Source organism: Telluria sp. GW821-FHT07G12 (assembly GCF_059418525.1).
Genome location: NZ_JBWKQA010000002.1, coordinates 452,883 through 470,805 on the forward strand (window position 1 = coordinate 452,883; position 17,923 = coordinate 470,805).

The window sequence follows — 17,923 nt, forward strand, 5'->3', positions numbered from 1 at the left end:
CCGGTAAACTTTTTGTAACATATACTGATTGCGCTAACATTCCATAGTGAAAGGGAGTTTGATGGCGCATCGATCTCGTTACGCAGCATTGTTCCTGACGGCCGCTTTGTGCTCGGGCGCTGCCGCCGCAGCCGACTACCGCAACCCCGTACTGCCCGGCTTCCACCCCGACCCCAGCATCTGCCGCGACGGCAGCGACTACTACCTCGCCACCAGCACCTTCGAGTACTTCCCCGGTGTGCCGATCTTCCACAGCAAGGACCTGGTGCACTGGAAGCTGGCGGGGCATGCCCTGAGCAGGCCAAGCCAGCTGCCGCTCGCCGGCCAGAAAAGCTCGGGCGGGATCTTCGCGCCGACGCTGCGCTGCTCCAACGGCCACTTCACCATGATCACCACCAATGTGGGCGCCGGCGGGAACTTCATCGTCCACGCGACCAATCCCGCCGGACCCTGGTCCGAGCCGGTGTGGGTGAAAGTGGAGGGCATCGACCCCTCGCTGTTCTTCGACGACGACGGCAAGGTCTATGTGACGCACGAAGAGGGCGGCGAGCATGGCGGCATCGGCCAGGTCGAAATCGACATCGCCACCGGCCAGACCAAGGGCGAACACAAGCGGATCTGGAACGGCACCGGCGGCATCTGGCCGGAAGGGCCGCACCTCTACAAGATCAACGGCTGGTACTACCTGCTGCATGCGGAGGGCGGCACCTCCTACGGACACGCCATCATCCTGGCGCGCTCGAAGTCGCCCTGGGGGCCTTTCGAAGGGGCGCCGAACAACCCGGTCCTGACCCACCGCGACCGTCCCAATGAGCCGCTGCAGGCGCTGGGGCATGCCGACCTGGTGCAGACGCCCGAAGGCAAGTGGTTCATGGTGATGCTGGGCGTGCGCCCGCGCCAGTTCAAGCACCACATCGGCCGCGAGACCATGCTGGCCCCGGTCGAATGGACGGAGGATGGCTGGCTGCAGGTCAACGGCGGCGCGCCGCTGACGGAAACGATGTCCGCGGCGGGACTGCCGGCGCCGCATCCATGGCCTGCGCAGCCGGCACGCGAGGACTTCAAGGCCGCCACGCTGGGCCCGGACTGGATTTTCCTGCGCGGCCCGGCCAGCGATCTGTGGTCGCTGAGCGAGCGCCCGGGCTATTTGCGCCTGAAGGGGACCACGCTGTCGCTGGCCGACATCGGCACGCCGGCGTTCGTGGGCCGGCGCCAGGAAAACCTGGACATGCGCGCGTCCGCGCTGCTGGACTTCACGCCGCGCGCGAAGGGGCAGGAGGCCGGCCTGGCGCTGCGCATGAACGAGAACAACCATTACCAGCTGCTGGTCGCCGGGGCCGACAAGGGCCGCGTCATCCGCCTGGTCACGCGCGTCAAGGGCGTGACGACCATCGTGCGCGAGGAAGCGCTCAAGGCCGGCAGGGTCGAGCTGATCGTCCGCGCCTCGCCTGAGCGCTACGTGTTCGGCTACCGCGCCGGCGGCCGCGAGGTGCTCGATTTCGGCAGTGCGCCGACCAGCGCCCTGAGTTCCGAGGAAGCCGGCGGATTCACCGGCGTGGCCGTCGGCCTGGTGGCGCATACCTCCGCGCCCGGCCCGATGCCGCCCGCGGATGTCGACTGGTTCGACTACCAATAAACACATAACAGAGAAAAACGGAGACACCCACACATGCGTACCACCTACCGCAAGCTCGCCCTGGCCGCCGCCCTAGCCGCAGCCTTCCCACTGTACGCCGCCGCCGCGCCGGCCACGCCCCCGGAACCCGCCCAGAAGCCCTGGCTGGACCGCTCCCTTAGCGCGGATCAGCGCGCCCAGCTGGCCGTGAAAGCCATGACCCAGCAGGAGAAGCTGCGCTGGGTGCTGGGCTGGTTCGGCAACGATTTTGCCAACAAGACCAAGAAGCACCCGGATGCGCTGCCGCAGTCGGCCGGCTTCATCCCGGGTACGCCGCGCCTCGGCCTGCCGTCCTTGTTCGAGGCCGACGCCGGCCTGGGCGTCGCCTCGCAGGCCGGACCCAATGTGCGCGAGCGGACCTCGCTCCCTTCCGGCCTCGCCACCGCGTCGAGCTGGGACCCGAAGGTGGCCTACGCCGGCGGCGCCATGATCGGCGCCGAGGCGCGCGCCTCGGGCTTCAACGTGATGCTGGCGGGTGGCGTGAACCTGATGCGCGATCCGCGCAATGGCCGCAACTTCGAATACGCGGGCGAGGATCCGCTGCTGGCGGGCGTCATGGTCGGCAATGCGGTCAAGGGCATCGAATCGAACCATATCGTTTCGACGGTCAAGCACTACGCGCTGAACGACCAGGAAACCGGCCGCAACGAACTCGATGCACGCATCGACAAGACGGCCTTCCGCATGTCCGACCTGCTGGCGATGGAGCTGGCGCTGGGGCAATCGGACGCCGGCTCGGTGATGTGCTCCTATAACCGCGTCAACGGGCCCTATGCCTGCGAAAACGACTGGCTGCTGAACCAGGTGCTGAAGCGCGACTGGGGCTTCCGCGGTTTCGTGATGTCCGACTGGGGCGCCACCCACAGCACCGTGGCCGCCGCCAACAATGGCCTGGACCAGCAGTCCGGCCATGAATTCGACAAGTCGACCTACTTCGGCGGCGCGCTCGAAGAAGCCGTGAAGACCGGCGCCGTGCCGCAGGCGCGCCTGGACGACATGGTCTACCGTATCGTGCGCACCATGTTCGCCAAGGGCGTGGTCGACAACCCGGTGAAGGAGGGCGGCGCGATCGACTTCAAGGCCCACGCTGCGGTCAGCCGCACGACGGCGGAAGAAGGCATGGTGCTGCTCAAGAACGAGGGGCGCGTGCTGCCGCTGGCGAGGAGCGTGCGCACGATTGCCCTCATCGGCGGCCACGCGGACGTGGGCGTGCTGGCCGGCGGCGGTTCCTCGCTGGTCTACCCGGTGGGCGGCAATGCGGTCAAGGGCCTGAAGCCGGATACCTGGCCGGGCCCGGTGGTCTACCACCCGTCCTCGCCGCTGCGTGCGATCCAGGCGCAGGCGCCGAACGCGAAGCTGGTGTATGACGACGGCACGGATCCGGCGCGTGCGGCGCGCGTCGCCAGCCAGGCCGATGTCGCCCTGGTGTTCGCGACCCAGTGGACCGGCGAATCCGTCGACGCCGAATCGCTGGCGCTGCCGGACCGCCAGGACGAGCTGGTCGCCTCCGTGGCCGGCGCGAATGCGCGCACCGTGGTGGTGTTAGAGACCGGCGGTCCGGTCGCCATGCCCTGGCTGGCCAAGGTGCCGGCCGTGCTGGAAGCCTGGTACCCGGGCACCAGCGGCGGCGAAGCGATCGCCAACGTGCTGTTCGGCGCGGTGAACCCGTCCGGCCACCTGCCGGCCACCTTCCCGGCCTCGGAGCAGCAGCTGCCGCGCCCGACCGTGGACGGCGATCCGAAGAATCCGGAGCTGCAGTTCGCCGTCGATTACAAGGAAGGCGCGGCGGTCGGCTACAAGTGGTTCGACCTCAAGGGCCACAAGCCGCTGTTCCCCTTCGGGCATGGCCTGTCCTATACCACTTTCGCGTATTCGGGCCTGTCCGGCCAGGTGCGCGACGGTCGCCTGCACGTGCGCTTCAAGGTAACGAACACCGGCAGCGTCGCCGGCAAGGACGTGCCCCAGTTGTATGTGTCGCCGCTGTCCGTCAAGTGGGAGGCGCCGAAGCGCCTGGCCGGCTGGGACAAGGTGGCGCTGCAGCCTGGTGAATCGAAGGAAGTCGAGCTGGCGGTGGAGCCGCGCGTGCTGGGCAGTTTCGACGAGAAGTCGCGCAGCTGGCGTATTGCCGGGGGCAAGGTCCGCCTGACCCTGGCCGAGGATGCTGCCGGCACCAATGGCAGCAGCGTGACAGTGGATCTGCCGGCCAGCACGCTGGACGCGCGCGGCGCCAGGAAGGCGCGATGAGCCGGGCGGCGCGGTTCGCCGCGCTGCTGCTGGTCCTGGGCGGGTGGGGCGGTGCTGCATTAGCGGCATCGGGGCCGCCTGCGGACGCCTTCGTCGCCGTCAAGGGGACGCAGTTGGTGCGCAAGGGCCAGCCTTATTATGTGGCCGGCGCCAATCTCTGGTACGGCGGCTACCTCGGCGCCCCCACCGGGGTCGGCCAGCGCGCGCGCCTGCTGCAGGAGCTCGACCGGCTGAAGGCGCTCGGCATCAACAACCTGCGCGTGCTCGCGGTATCGGAAAAGACCGCGATGCGCAGCGCGGTCAGCCCGGCCACCACCTCGGCGCCGGGGCAGTACGATGAAGAGCTGCTGCAGGGCCTGGATTTCCTGCTGGCCGAACTGGGCAAGCGCGACATGACGGCGGTGCTCTACCTGAACAACTTCTGGCAGTGGTCGGGCGGCATGACCCAGTACCTGAACTGGTTCACCGGCAGCCCGGCCCACGATCCGAACGAGAGCAAGGATTACGAGCGCTTCATGGCCGAGAACGCGCGCTTCTACGGCAACGCCAGGGTTCAGGCCGCGTACCGCCGGGTGATTGCGCATCTGGTCGGGCGCACCAACACGGTCAGCGGCAAGCCTTACCGCGAGGACCCGGCCATCATGGCCTGGCAGCTGGCGAACGAGCCGCGTCCCGGCAATGGCAAGGCCACGGCGGCCGAGAAGAAGGCCTACGTCAAATGGATCGCGGACACCGCGCATTACCTCCGTTCGCTCGACGCCCGGCACATGGTCAGCAGCGGCAGCGAAGGCCTGGCAGGGTCTGCGGAGGACGGCCAGCTTTACCTCGACGCGCACGCAAGCAAAGACATCGCCTATCTGACTTATCACCTGTGGCCGACCAACTGGAGCTGGTTCGATCCGAAACGACCGGACCAGACCTGGGACGGCATGATGGACAAGAGCCTGCGCTACCTGAACGTCCACATCGACTACGCGAAGACCCTGGGCAAGCCCATCGTGCTCGAGGAATTCGGCCTGAACCGCGATGGCGGCGCCTTCGACAGGACATCGTCGACCGGCGCGCGCGACCGCTTCTACGGCGCCGTGTTCGGGCTGGTGGAACAGCGCGCGGCTGCGGGCGACCCCATCGCCGGCTGGAACTTCTGGGCCTGGGGCGGGGCAGGGCGGGCGGCCAACACCGATTACTGGTGGCGTCCGGGGAACGACTTCGTCGGCGATCCGCCGCAGGAAGAGCAGGGCCTGTACTCGGTGTTCGACAGCGACGCCAGTACGCTCCAGGTGATCGGGCAGTCGGCGCAGCGCCTGCATGCGCTGGCAGGGAGCAAGCAGGCGGCGGCTCTGGAACTGGACAGCCTGTACCGGGACCACATGGTGCTGCCGCGGCATAAGGCGATCGTCTCGGGCCGCGCGGCGCCGGGTCAGCGCATCACGGTGAGCGGCTTCGGCGGCGCCTGGCAAAGCACTGCGGGCCAAGACGGACACTTCAGCGTGGCCCTGCCGGACTTCGCACCGGGACGGACCGACGCCCTTACCGTCGCAGGCGCCGGCGGCCAGCAGCTGAGGCTCGCCGACGTCGTCACCGGCGACGTCTACCTGTGCTCCGGCCAGTCCAACATGCAGCTGCCGGTCATGCGCGCGTTGAACTGGGACGTGGTGATCGCCAACTCGGCCAACCCGGACCTGCGCATGGCAACGGTGGCGGTGGATCCGGCGCCGGCGCCGCGCGAGCGGCTGGCGAAGCCTGTCTCGTGGGAGGCTGCGTCGCCGCAGACCATCGCCAACTGGTCCGCCACCTGTTATTTCTTCGGCCAGGACTTGCAGCAAAAGGTGCACGTGCCCGTCGGCCTGGTGCATGCGTCGCTGGGCGGCTCCAACATCACCGCCTGGCTCTCGCCCCAGGCGTCGCTGCCGGGCTACGCCAGGCAGCAGGACCTGTTGAAGATTTATTCGGCCGATCCGTCCAGGGCGAACATCGCCTTCGGCCAGGAGGTCGAGCAGTGGTGGCAGGCGACCGGCGGGCCCGGAAGGCCCTGGGACACCACGCCCGCCGAGCTGGCACGATGGCGCGCCGTGCCCGACGTGGCGAAGAATTGGGAAAAGTGGGGCGTGCCGGAACTGTCGGCCTATGACGGCAGCGTGTGGTACGGGGCCTCGGTCCGCTTGAATGCGGCGCAGGCCAAGCAGGCCGCCACGCTCGAACTCGGCCTGATCGACGACATCGACGTCAGCTGGGTGAACGGCAAGCCGGTCGGCATGACGGCGGGCGCCGGCACGCCGCGCGCCTATCCGCTGCCTGCGGGCGCCCTCAAGGCCGGCGACAACACGATCGTCGCCAATATCGTCGATCTGTGGAGCTTCGGCGGCATGTTTGGCGATCAGCCGCGCCGGCTCCGCCTTGGCGATGGCAGTATCGTCGCGCTCACCGACTGGCACTGGCAGATTGCGCCGGCGGCGCAGAAGTACCCGCCGCGCGCGCCGTGGGATGCGATGTCCGGGGTGAGCGTGCTGCACAACGGGATGATCGCCCCGCTCGGCAGCTTCGCGTTCAGCGGCGCGCTGTGGTACCAGGGGGAGACAAATGTCGGCACGCCTTACCAGGACTTGCTGACCCGCCTGTTCAAGGACTGGCGCGGGCAGTTCGGCAAGGACATGCTGTTCGCGGTCGTCCAGCTGGCGAACTACGGCGTGCGCATGGCGCAACCCGCCGAATCCGCAACGGCACGCCTGCGCGAGGACCAGCGCCTGGCGGTGGCCGCCGACCCCAAGGCCGTGCTGGTGACGGCAGTCGATGCCGGCGAGCCTGGCGACATCCATCCCGCCAACAAGCAGCTGGTCGGGCAGCGCCTGGCGCGTGCGGTCGCGGTGCGGCTGTATGGCCAGGCCGGCGCCGCCTCGGGGCCGATGATCAGGTCCGCGGTGGCGGACGGCAGCCGCATCGTTCTCGATTTCGACAACGTCGAGGGGACGCTGCTGGCCTATGGATCGAACCGGCCGATCGGCTTCGAAGCATGCGGGCCCTCCGCCTGCCATTGGGTGGACGCGCAGGTTGCGGGATCCCGCATCCTGCTGCCCGACGACGGCAGCGTGAGCAAGGTCCGCTTCTGCTGGGCCGACGCGCCTACCTGCACGCTGTACGACAGCAAATCGGGCTTGCCCGCCTTCCCCTTCGAACAGTCGATAAAGCGCTGAAACAAGGCGCTGAAAAAAGAACCGCCGCCGGGGCCTTGCGGGCCGCGGCGGCCGTGCCTGCCGATACGGCCGAAGCCGTATCGAATCACCTCACATCAGAACGAGTACTGCGCCACCACCGTGTAGCGCGGACCGCTCATGAACACTTGGCGAGTGAAGTTGCCCGCGTGCTGCTCCATGATCTGGCGCGTGTACGAGTTGGTCAGGTTGGTGGCTTCCAGGCCGACGCGGAACTTGTCCGTGAAGTCGTAGAAGATCGACGCGTCCAGCTGGCCGTACGGCGCCTGGTACAGCGGCAGGCCGAATGCCTGGTCGCTGGTCGTGGTCGGGATCAGGAACTTGTCGGCCGGTGCATTCGGGTTGGTGTTCAAACCGTTGTTGCCGCGGCTGCCCCACTGGTTCACGCCCAACAGGTAGCGCGAGCGCCAGTTGTACGCCATGCGCATCGACAGGCCGTGCTGTTCGTACATGACCGCGAGGTTGATCGTGTGACGCGACAGACCCTGCAGCGGGGTATTGCCGAACACGCGGCCATCGGTGTCGCAGCCGTTGATGTACAGGTTGTAGTTCGCCGAGGCGTCGCTACCCTGGCACCACGCGTCGAACACCGGATTGTTCAGCGTGCGGCGGCTCGACACGTAGGTCCAGCTTGCCTGGGTGCCGATACCCTTCAGCCAGTCGGGAACGAAATCGTAGTACTGCTGGTGCGCGATTTCGAAGCCGCGGGCGAAGCCCTTGGCGCCGTTGACCGGACCGGTGACGGTGAAGTTCTGCGGCTTGCCATTCACGTCGTTGGCCGTGTAGGTATAGGCCTGGGTCGTGATGATGTCCTTGATGTCCTTGTTGAAGGCCGAGAAGGTCAGGGAGCCGGCTTTCGCGAAGTACCATTCCGCGGTCAGGTCGACGTTGGTCGAGGTGGTCGGCTTCAGGTAGGCGTTGCCGTCGCTGGTGCCGGTCAGGCTGGTGCCGTCGAAACGCACGCCGGTCGTATTGCCTGCAGCGTCCTTGGTGGTCGTCGACAGGTTCTGCGCGTTCAGCGTCGTCTGCACCTGCAGCTGGCCGAAGTCCGGACGCGACATCGCCTTGGCGAGGGCGAAGCGGAACTGCAGCTGGTCGTTGTACTTCATCCGCAGGTTCAGGCTCGGCAGCCAGTTGTGGTAGGAGTTCTCGGCCGCCATGCGCTGCGCGAACGCGGCGATGTTGACCAGCTTGTCCTGACCCTGTACAGGCGTGCCGTCCGTGGGCAGATTCACCGTCGGCGGCGTGTACGAGACATAGCCGCTGCCGGTGTTGTTGGTCTTCACGTAGCGCAGGCCGATGTTGCCGTCGATCGGGTATTTCAGATTGTCCCAGCCGAAGCGCAGCTGGGCATAGGCGGCGCGGGTCTTCTCGCTCTGCGTGTTGGTGGCGGCCGGATCGGCGAAGCTCGCGGGCTTCCACGGATCGCAGCTCGAACCCTGTTCCTTGCACAGCACGTCATGGTAGGCGTGGATCTTGGACCACTGCTCGGGGAAGCCGCGCACCGTGGCCTCATCGGCGAACAGCATCGGCGGGATGTTGTATTTGCCGTCGAAGAAGTTGTCGATCGTCTGCAGCGAAGCGCCGCCGGCGAAACGCGGATCGTTGAGGCGGGCGACGTGGGGGATCTGCCAGCCTTCCATCCACGGGAAGGTAATCGCCTGCCAGTTGTAGAACTTCTGCGCCTTGTTGTTCTCGCCGTCGCGATTGGCCATGCGCACGCCGAAGCGGATGTCGCGCAGCACCGGGTCGTCGAAGGAGAACTTGACGTCCGACTTCCACGCCTTCTGGGTCGCGGTGGCGCGGTCCAGGGCTTCCTGGGTGTAAGCCCAGTAGTAGTTGCTGGGGTCGGCCATGTAGGCGGGCGAACCCAGGGTGATCAGCGGGACCTTGCCGGTCATGTCCAGCGTCTGGTTCGGCATGATGAAGCCGGTCGAGACGTCGGCGTCGAATCCTTCGGTGGTCGAGCGCACATGCTGGAAATCGTTGGTCCAGGTCAGGCTCGGGGTGACGCGCCACTGCACGTTCAGCGCGGTGTCGGCGGTGGTGTTATAGCGCGAGTTGATGCGCTGCGAGCTGTTGAACGGCGAACCTTTATAGGTCGGATTCGAGATCGTACCGCTCTGGAACACGCCGTTGCTGTCGAAGACCGAGTCCGCGCTCGGCACCTGCTGGTACCACTTGTCCTCGGACGAGGCGACCACGTGCTCGTCCAGGTCTTCCTTGTAGCGGGTGCGGAAGTAGGTCAGGCCGGCCGTCAGGTCCTTGACCGGGCGCCACTGGAAGGCGGCGTAGTCGCCGCGGCGGACGCGGTCGAAGTCCTGCGAGCGGTAGCCCACGCCCAGCGGAATCCATTGCGTCTTGGCGCGGTCGTAGAGTTTCGGATCGGTCGAATTCACGTGCGGCCAGTACGGGTCGACGCCGACGCCGTCCGACCGGGTCGGGCTCTTAGTGTGGGCGAGATCGACCAGGGCGCCGAATTCGCCGAACGGGGTGTTCCAGCGGTTCGACAGCAGCAGGGTGCCGCTCGGGGAAGGCGCGCCCTTGAGCAGCGTCGAATAGGTTTCCGTCGCACCCAGCACGCCCTTGAAGCCCTTGTAGTCGAAGGGCATGGCCGTGCGCAGGTTGACCAGGCCGGCAATCGCGCCTTCGACCTGTTCGGCGGACGGGTTCTTGTAGACGTCGACGCCGGCCATCAGCTCGGGCGGCACGTCGGCGAAGCCGAGCGAACGGCCGCCGCCGGCCGCGAACGCGTCGCGGCCGTTCAACTCCGAACGCACATAGGTCAGGCCGCGCACCGACACGCCGGAGCCTTCGACGGATTGGCGGTTCGGATCGCCCGCCATGTTACGGTCGATGGTGACGCCGGCGATACGCTGCAGCACCTCGGTGACCGAACGGTCGGGCAGCTTGCCGATGTCTTCGGCGACGATCGAATCGACGACTTCGTCGGAATCCTGCTTGAGTTTTTGTGCGGACTGCAGAGCGGCGCGCTGGCCGCTCACCACCACGACGTTGGGGTTCTTGCCCTGCGCCTGCTCGGTGCCGGTGGTATCCGCCGTCTGGGCCCATGCCGCACTGGTATACAGCACGACAACCTGTGCGACCGCCGTGGCGATCGCGGTTTTCTGGAACTTGCTCACTATGTCTCCTGATATATGTTTTTTATCTAGCAGGTTGCACTACCCAGTGCAGCGTTTAGTGACTAACACTGGTTGTTATACGCTACCATATAAGTTAGTTGGAAAGCCTATCACACGATAACTTTTGTGATTTCACAACACTCTTGGCCAGGAAATGCACTCAAAAAGTGCAGGTGCGGATCATCATTGACATCGGTTTTCCTATAGAGCCGAAATCGGTTTCAGGTTTTTGAAACAGCTGTGCCACTTCTTGAGGCGCAGCGCCTGGCAGCGCACCAGAACAGCTCATGCGGTTTTTCTTATTCTGGCCGGACCGTGCCGGTGGACTAAACAGTCGGCTCGAAAACTGGTGTTAGCGTGAACATTTGTCTTGCAATATTTCATATTGCTGGCTTAGGATATTTGCAGAGCCTGCCAGCAGTGCCGGCGCCGGCCAGTCCCGGACACTCACATCGGAGGAATTTTGAGACACAGGAAACTCGTGTTGGGGCTGGCCCTTGTTCATGTTGCGATGGCCGCCCGGGCCGCGGGCGCCGCCGAGCTGCCGCGCATCGTCGAGCGCGACGGCCGCCATGCGCTGATGGTCGACGGCGCGCCTTTCCTGGTGCTGGGCGGCCAGGCGCACAACTCCAGCAACTACCCGGGCGCACTGCCCAAGGTCTGGGCCGCGCTGAAGGACGCGCAGGCCAACACGCTGGAGATTCCGGTGGCTTGGGAGCAGATCGAAGCGCGCGAGGGCAGCTTCGACTTCCGCTACGTCGACACCCTGGTCGCCGAAGCGCGCCGCAACAAGCTGCGGCTGGTGCTGCTGTGGTTCGGCACCTGGAAGAACACCGGGCCGTCCTATGCGCCTGAGTGGGTCAAGCTGGACAACCGGCGCTTCCCGCGCATGCTCGACAAGGACGGCAAACCCAGTTACTGCCTGTCGCCGTTCGGCGACGCCACGCTGGCGGCCGATAAAAAGGCCTTCGTGGCGCTGATGGCGCACCTGCGCAAGATCGACGCCGAAAAGCGGACCGTGATCATGGTGCAGGTCGAGAACGAAGTCGGTACCTACGGACTGGTGCGCGACTACGCGCCCCGCGCCCAGGCCGCGTTCGCGCAGCCGGTGCCGGCGGCGGTGCTGGCGCGCCAGCAGCCCGCGCCGGGGCGCAAGGCAGCCGGCAGCTGGGAAGAGGTGTACGGCGATTACGCCGAGCAGTACTTCCACACCTGGGCCATCGCCAGCTATATCGAGGAGATCGCGAAAGCCGGACGCGCCGTCTACGACCTGCCGATGTACGTCAACAATGCCCTGCGCGACCCCGGTACGCCGCCCGCGCCCGCGGCACCTTGGAAGAGTGACTTCGCCAGCGGCGGCCCGACCTGGGACACGATAGGCATCTACAAGGCGGCCGCCCCGCACATCGACTTTGCCGCGCCGGACATCTACATGCCGGAGTCGGTCAAGGTCAGCGCCAACCTGGAGCGCTACCAGCGGCCGGACAATGCGCTGATGGTGCCGGAAATGGGCAACGCCGCCGGCTATGCGCGCTACGTCTACCAGATCCTGGGCCGTGGCGCGCTGGGCGTGGCGCCCTTCGGCATCGACTACGCCAGCTACAGCAACTACCCGCTGGGCTCGAAACACACCGACCGCCGCATGGTCGAGCCCTTCGCGGCCGTGTACCGGGCCTTCGCGCCCATGCAGCGGCAATGGGCGCGCTGGGCCTTCGAAGGCCGCACCCACGGGGTCGCGGAAGGCGACGACCGTGCGCCGCAGAGCGTGGCGCTGGACGGGTGGCAGGCCACGGTCTCCTTCCGCGAATTCCAGTTCGGCGAACGTAGCTGGATGAAGGCCGACGATTATCCCGAGGGCACCGCCACCCCCGGCGGCGGCGTCGCCATCGCCCAGACCGGCCCCGACGAATTCGTGCTGGTGGGGCAGCAGGCGCGCGTCAAATTGTCCGGCGGCCCCGGCAAGGCCGGGAAGATGACGGCGTATGCGCGCGTCGAGGAAGGGCGTTTCGACGCCGCCGGCACTTGGATCATGGAACGCAACTGGAACGGCGACCAGACCGACTACGGCCTGAACCTGCCGGCCACGCCGACCGTCCTGAGGGTCAGGATGGGAACGGTCAAACAATAAAACATACCGAAATCAGGAGACGAAACACATGCACATGACGAAAGTCGCGGCAGCAGTGCTGCTGCTGTCCGCGGGCGCCCAGGCGCTGGCCGGCAGCTACCAGAAGACCGCCACCGGCATCGAGGTGAAACCCGACCGGGGCGCCGCGAAACTGGTCCGCCTGAATCTGATGAGCGACAACATCATCCAGGTGCTGAAGCTCGACGCGCCCTCGAAGACGCTCACGCCCTCGCTGATGACGGTGGCCGCGCCCTGCGCCTGCGCCTTCGACGTCACCGCATCGCGGCTCGGCAAGGACCAGGCGGTGCTGCTGAAGGCCGGCAGGATCTCCGCCGCGGTCTCGCTGAAGGATGGCCGGGTGTCCTTCTTCGACGCTGCCGGCAAGCCTATCCTGGTGCAGGCCGCCGAGAGCATCAAGCCGGTCACGGTGGGCGGCAAGCCCTACCTGGCGGTCAAGGAAGGCTTCAATCACGGCACCGGCGACGCTTTCTACGGCCTGGGCCAGCACCAGAACGCGCAGATGAACTACAACGGCGAAGACGTGCTGCTGGCCCAGCACAACATGATCGCCTCGGTGCCCTTCGTGGTCTCGGACAAGAACTACGGGCTGCTGTGGGATAACAACGGCATCAGCCGCTTCGGCGACCCCACGCCCTATGCGTGGATGTCGCGCGATCTGACGCTGCGTGACGACCAGGGGAAGAAGGGCGGCCTGACGGCGCGCTACTACAGCGGCGACAAGCTGCTGCTCACGCGCCGCGAGAAGGACATCGCCTACCAGTACCTGAAGGACGTGGCCGAGAACTGGCCGAAGGAACTGCCGCCGCTCAAGGACATCAAGGATGCGCGCGTGGTCTGGGACGGCACGATGGAGAGCGACAAGCCGGGCGTGCACAAGATGCAGCTGTATTCGTCCGACTACGCCACGCTGTCCGTCGACGGCAAGCAGGTGATGGACGTCTGGCGCCAGGGCTGGAACCCGTGGTACCACAATTTCGAGCTTCGTTTTGAAAAGAACAAGCCGGTCAGGATGCACCTGGAGTGGAAGACCACCAGCGGCATGGTAGCGATCACCCACAACAATCCGCTGCCGGCGCCGGAACGTCATTCGTTGACCATGTCCTCGGAAATCGCGGAGGCGGTCAACTACTACGTGATCAGCGCCGACAACATGGACCGCGTGATCGCCGGCTACCGCCAGCTGACCGGCCAGCAGCCAATGATGCCGAAGTGGGCCTATGGCTTCTGGCAGTCGCGCCAGCGTTACGAGACCCAGCAGCAGCTGCTGGACACGGTGGCGGAATACCGCAAGCGCGGCTGGCCGCTGGATAACATCGTGCAGGACTGGTTCTACTGGCCCGAGAACGGCTGGGGCTCGCACGACTTCGACAAGGCCCGCTTCCCGGATCCGAAGGGCATGGTCGGCGCCGTCCACAAGCAGCACGCGCGCATCATGATCTCCATCTGGGGCAAGTTCTACGCGAATACCGACAACTACAAGGAGCTCGCGGCCAAGGGCCACATGTGGACGAAGAACGTGGAGAACGGGGACCTCGACTGGGTCGGGCCGGGCTACAAGAACAGCCACTACGATCCCTACACGAAGGAAGCGCGCGACATCTACTACCGCCAGATCAGGAAGCTGGTCAAGCTGGGCTTCGACGCCTGGTGGATGGACAATACCGAGCCGGACATCCTGTCGAACACCCGCCCGGAAGACTTCAAGAAGCTGATCGGGCCCACCGTCTACGGCGCCGGCGAAGTCACCTTCAACCCCTACAGCCTGGTGCATTCGGGCGGCATGGCCGAGGGCCTGCGCCGCGACCAGCCGGACACCCGCCAGTTCATCCTGTCGCGCTCGGGCTTCGCCGGCATCCAGCGCAATTCGGTGGCGGTGTGGAGCGGGGACACGGTCAGCCGCTGGAACAACCTGTACGACCAGATCGCCTCGGGCGTCAACTTCTCAATGTCGGGCATCCCGAACTGGACCCACGACATCGGCGGTTATGCGCAGGAGACGCGTTACCAGGTCGGCGACGTCGGTTCGGCCCAGGAAAACCGCAGCACCGGCAGCAAGGGCGCGAACCCGGAAGATATGAAGGAATGGCGCGAGCTGAATCTGCGCTGGTTCCAGTTCGGCGCCTTCTCGCCGCTGTTCCGTTCGCACGGCGAAGTGGTCAAGCGCGAGATCTACAACCTGTCTCTAGGGGACGACGCGATGCGCGACGCCATGGTCTGGTACCTGAAGCTGCGCTACCGCCTGATGCCCTATATTTACACGATGGCGTCCGACACCCATTTCAATTCCGGCACCATGATGCGCGGCCTGGTGATGGACTTCCCGCACGACGACAAGGTCAAGAACATCAAGGACCAGTACATGTTCGGCCCCAGCCTGATGGTGGCCCCGGTGACGAGCTACGGCGCGCGTGAGCGCCAGGTCTACCTGCCGGCGGGTGCCGACTGGGTCGACTTCCATACCGGCGAGCGTTACCAGGGCGGCGCCGGCGTGACCGTGCAGGCGCCCCTGAACCGGATCCCGCTGTTCGTGAAGGCCGGCGCGGTGTTGACCACCGGCCCGGTGACCCAGTACGTGGACGAGAAGCCGGACGCGCCCATCCTGCTGCAGGTCGTTGCCGGCGCGAGCGGCGAAACCAGTCTGTACGAGGACGACGGCGTGACCAACGCCTACGCGCGCGGCGAGTACAGCCGGATTCCGGTGCGCTACGACGACAGCACGGGTACGGTGACGATCGGCGAGCGCGCCGGCCAGTACAAGGGCATGCCGCTCAAGCGCGAGTTCCGCGTGCGCCTGCTGCGCCCGGGCGCGGCGCCTGCCGCCGACCTGGATGCCTTCGACAAGGCCGTCAGCTACGACGGCAAACCGGTCGCGGTGACGCTGTGATGGGCCGGCGGACCTTCCTGGCCGCGCTGCTGCTGTCGGCCCTGGCCGGCGGCCAGGCGCTGGCCGGCACGTTCATCGCTCCAGACCACAAGAACCTGCAGTACACCGGCCGCATCGACTTTTCGACCCCCGCGGCGCCCAGCCTGTCCTGGCCAAACAGCTCGATCGCCGGCAACTTCACCGGCAGCTCGCTGGCCCTGACGCTCGACGACCAGTACGGGAAGAACTACTTCAACGTCTTCATCGACGGGGTCGAGACTGCGCCCTATATCATCGAGGCCGCGCAAGGCAGCAAGCGCTACCTGGTCGCGCAGGGGCTGGAGCCGGGCCGGCACAGCTTCCTGGTCACCAAGCGCAGCGAAGGGGAGGAGGGCGCGACCGTGCTGCGCGGCCTGGAGCTGGACGAGGGCGCCACCCTGCTGCCGCCGCCACCGCGGCCACGGCACCGGATCGAGTTCTTCGGCGACTCGATCACCAGCGGCGCGGGCAACGAAGCGCCGCTGAACGGCCGCGACGACCTGGTGCGAGAGAAGAACAGCTACATGACCTACGCGTCGATCGCGGCCCGCAAGCTGGATGCGGAAGTGCATCTGACTTCGCAAAGCGGGATCGGCCTGATGATCAGCTGGTTCCCGTTCACCATGCCCGACTTCTACGACCAGCTCAGCGCTGTGGGCAATAACGACACTCGCTGGGATTTCTCGCGCTGGACGCCGGAGGTGGTGGTGATCAACCTGCTGCAGAACGACAGCTGGCTGATCGGCCGCGACCACAAACTGCAGCCGGAGCCGGATGAAGACCAGCGCATCGAGGCCTACCGCGGTTTCGTGAAGCGCATCCGCCAGCTTTACCCGAATGCTTATATCGTGTGCGCGCTGGGCAGCATGGAAGCGACCAGGGCCGGCTCGCCCTGGCCGGGCTATGTGAAGACGGCCGTCGAGCGCATGCGCAGGCAGGACGGCGAACAGCGTATCGACACCCTGTTCTTCGACTTCACCGGCTACGGCCAGCACCCGCGGGTGCGGCAGCACCAGGATAACGCCGCCAAGCTGGCCAGCTTCATCAGGGAGCGGATGGGCTGGTGAGCCAGCGTGCCCGGTAGCCCTCGGCCAGCTGGGTCTCGCCGCGCTCCGTCAGGAAGGCATAGGCGCGTGCGCAAGCCGGCTTGACCGCATCGGGGTCGAGCTCCATTGCCCGGTCCAGCAGGGCCAGGCCTTCGTATTCGCCCTTGTCGAGACGCAGGCAGCCTTCCAGATAGAGGCCCACCGGCTTGCCCGGATGGGCGGCGTTGAAATCGGCGAAGGCCTGGCGCAGGTCGGTATCGGGCTCGAGGTCCATGGCCAGGCGCAGCATCTCGAGCTCGCGCTCGGCGTCGCGTTCCGGCATCTCCCTCAGCTCGGCCAGGCGGGCGCGCTGGGCCTGGGTTTCCGCGTGGCGTTCGGCCCAGCCCTGGGCGACGCCGGCGGCCCATCCATCCTGCAGTTCCTGGCGCAGCGCGGGAAGGGCGGCGCCGAACCAGGCCTGGCTGGCGGTATTGCCGTCGACCGAAGGCGGCAATGCCTGCAGGATGTCGGGGTCCTTCGACAGTGCCGACAGGCGCGCGCGCAGGGTCGGATGGGTGTCGGTGACGTCGCCCTCGCGGTCGAGGGCTTCGCTCAGCCAGCGCGTGCGGTTCTCGTCGCCGGCGCCGGTGAGGGCCAGGGAGGCCCAGGCGTGCATCAGGTCCTTCGGCGGCGCCGGTTCGTCGCCGACCCGGCGGTAGGTCGCCTGCAGGTATTCCTGGTAATGCGGCGCGGCCAGGTTGACGCGCTTGAGCGCATGCGCGGCGCTGCGCGCACCGACCAGTTCGGCGGAGGCGGCGTCCGCCTTGTATTCGTCGGCGCGGGCCAGCACATAGGTGTAGGCATTGAAGTAGGGCGCATACCAGCGCACCAGCGGCACCACCAGCTTCGCGAGCCAGCCCTGGAAGTGGTCGAGATAGGCCTGCAGCGTCGCCCAGGTGTGGCGCAGGCGGTAGATGAAGGCCGAGAAGCGGCCATGCGAGCCGGCCAGGTGGCCATACTCGTGCGCCACGACCGCCATCGCCTCGTCCGGCGCCAGGCATTCCAGCAGCGGCAGGCCAAGCAGCAGGTAGTTGCGGGGCCAGCCGACCAGGCCGAAGGCGGGCCGCTGCACCACCGCGGCATTCATGTCGTTCACCACCAGCACATGGTGGAAACGCGGGCCGGACATCTTGCGGCGCATGTCGTCCAGGGCCTCGAACAGGGCGGGTGCCTGCTCGCGCGTGATCTCGCGGCCGTCAGGGGCCGGCAGCCGTACGAACAGCGCCTGCACCGCCGACTTCAGGGTGAACCACAGGGGAATCGCCAGCAGGAACAGGAGCTTGCCCAGCTTGAGCAGCAGGATCAGCGCCGCGCCACCGGTGAAGGCCAGGGCGCCGGCGATGCCCACCAGCGCGACCAGGCCGAAGCCGATGGTCGCCAGCACCACGGCGAGGATGCCGAAACCCAGCAGCGCAAGCAGCGCCACCTTGACCCGGTACTGCCCGGGTGCGGCGGCGCTTTCCTGCTCGAGGCGGGCGACGATGTTCTTGAATTGGTCGATTTCCACTTAGGCTCC

General features: G+C 66.5%; 8 protein-coding genes. 6 read left to right on the forward strand and 2 right to left on the reverse strand.

The features are described from left to right. The first annotated feature begins 61 nt into the window (after nucleotides 1-61). The 3 genes from AC07PE_RS10260 to AC07PE_RS10270 are packed head-to-tail and all read left to right on the forward strand — an operon-like array spanning nucleotide 62 to nucleotide 7,110. Nucleotides 62-1,636: a glycoside hydrolase family 43 protein gene (locus AC07PE_RS10260; protein ID WP_498763839.1), complete on the forward strand. Its 1,575-nt coding sequence runs from the start codon at nucleotides 62-64 to the stop codon at nucleotides 1,634-1,636. 33 nt (nucleotides 1,637-1,669) lie between these two features. Then, nucleotides 1,670-3,919, forward strand: a complete 2,250-nt coding sequence (locus AC07PE_RS10265) for a glycoside hydrolase family 3 C-terminal domain-containing protein (protein WP_498763841.1) — start codon at nucleotides 1,670-1,672, stop codon at nucleotides 3,917-3,919. Continuing rightward, nucleotides 3,916-7,110, forward strand: coding sequence for a sialate O-acetylesterase (locus AC07PE_RS10270; protein WP_498763843.1), 3,195 nt, complete (start codon nucleotides 3,916-3,918; stop codon nucleotides 7,108-7,110). Before AC07PE_RS10265 ends, AC07PE_RS10270 begins: the two co-directional genes overlap by 4 nt. A 95-nt stretch (nucleotides 7,111-7,205) precedes the next feature. Here AC07PE_RS10270 and AC07PE_RS10275 read toward each other — a convergent pair whose 3' ends face one another. After that, nucleotides 7,206-10,271: a TonB-dependent receptor gene (locus tag AC07PE_RS10275; RefSeq protein ID WP_498763845.1), complete on the reverse strand. Its 3,066-nt coding sequence runs from the start codon at nucleotides 10,269-10,271 to the stop codon at nucleotides 7,206-7,208. 511 nt (nucleotides 10,272-10,782) lie between these two features. On the opposite strand from AC07PE_RS10275, the gene AC07PE_RS10280 reads away from it, so the two are divergent. The 3 genes from AC07PE_RS10280 to AC07PE_RS10290 are packed head-to-tail and all read left to right on the forward strand — an operon-like array spanning nucleotide 10,783 to nucleotide 16,389. Next, nucleotides 10,783-12,399: a GH35 family beta-galactosidase gene (locus AC07PE_RS10280; protein ID WP_498763847.1), complete on the forward strand. Its 1,617-nt coding sequence runs from the start codon at nucleotides 10,783-10,785 to the stop codon at nucleotides 12,397-12,399. A gap of 28 nt (nucleotides 12,400-12,427) precedes the next feature. Then, complete coding sequence (locus AC07PE_RS10285) at nucleotides 12,428-15,304, forward strand: TIM-barrel domain-containing protein (RefSeq protein ID WP_498763849.1); 2,877 nt, start codon at nucleotides 12,428-12,430, stop codon at nucleotides 15,302-15,304. After that, nucleotides 15,304-16,389, forward strand: a complete 1,086-nt coding sequence (locus tag AC07PE_RS10290; RefSeq protein ID WP_498763851.1) for an SGNH/GDSL hydrolase family protein — start codon at nucleotides 15,304-15,306, stop codon at nucleotides 16,387-16,389. Before AC07PE_RS10285 ends, AC07PE_RS10290 begins: the two co-directional genes overlap by 1 nt. Here AC07PE_RS10290 and AC07PE_RS10295 read toward each other — a convergent pair. Then, nucleotides 16,367-17,914, reverse strand: coding sequence for a M48 family metallopeptidase (locus AC07PE_RS10295; protein ID WP_498763853.1), 1,548 nt, complete (start codon nucleotides 17,912-17,914; stop codon nucleotides 16,367-16,369). The genes AC07PE_RS10290 and AC07PE_RS10295 overlap by 23 nt on opposite strands. Nucleotides 17,915-17,923 lie beyond the last annotated feature (9 nt).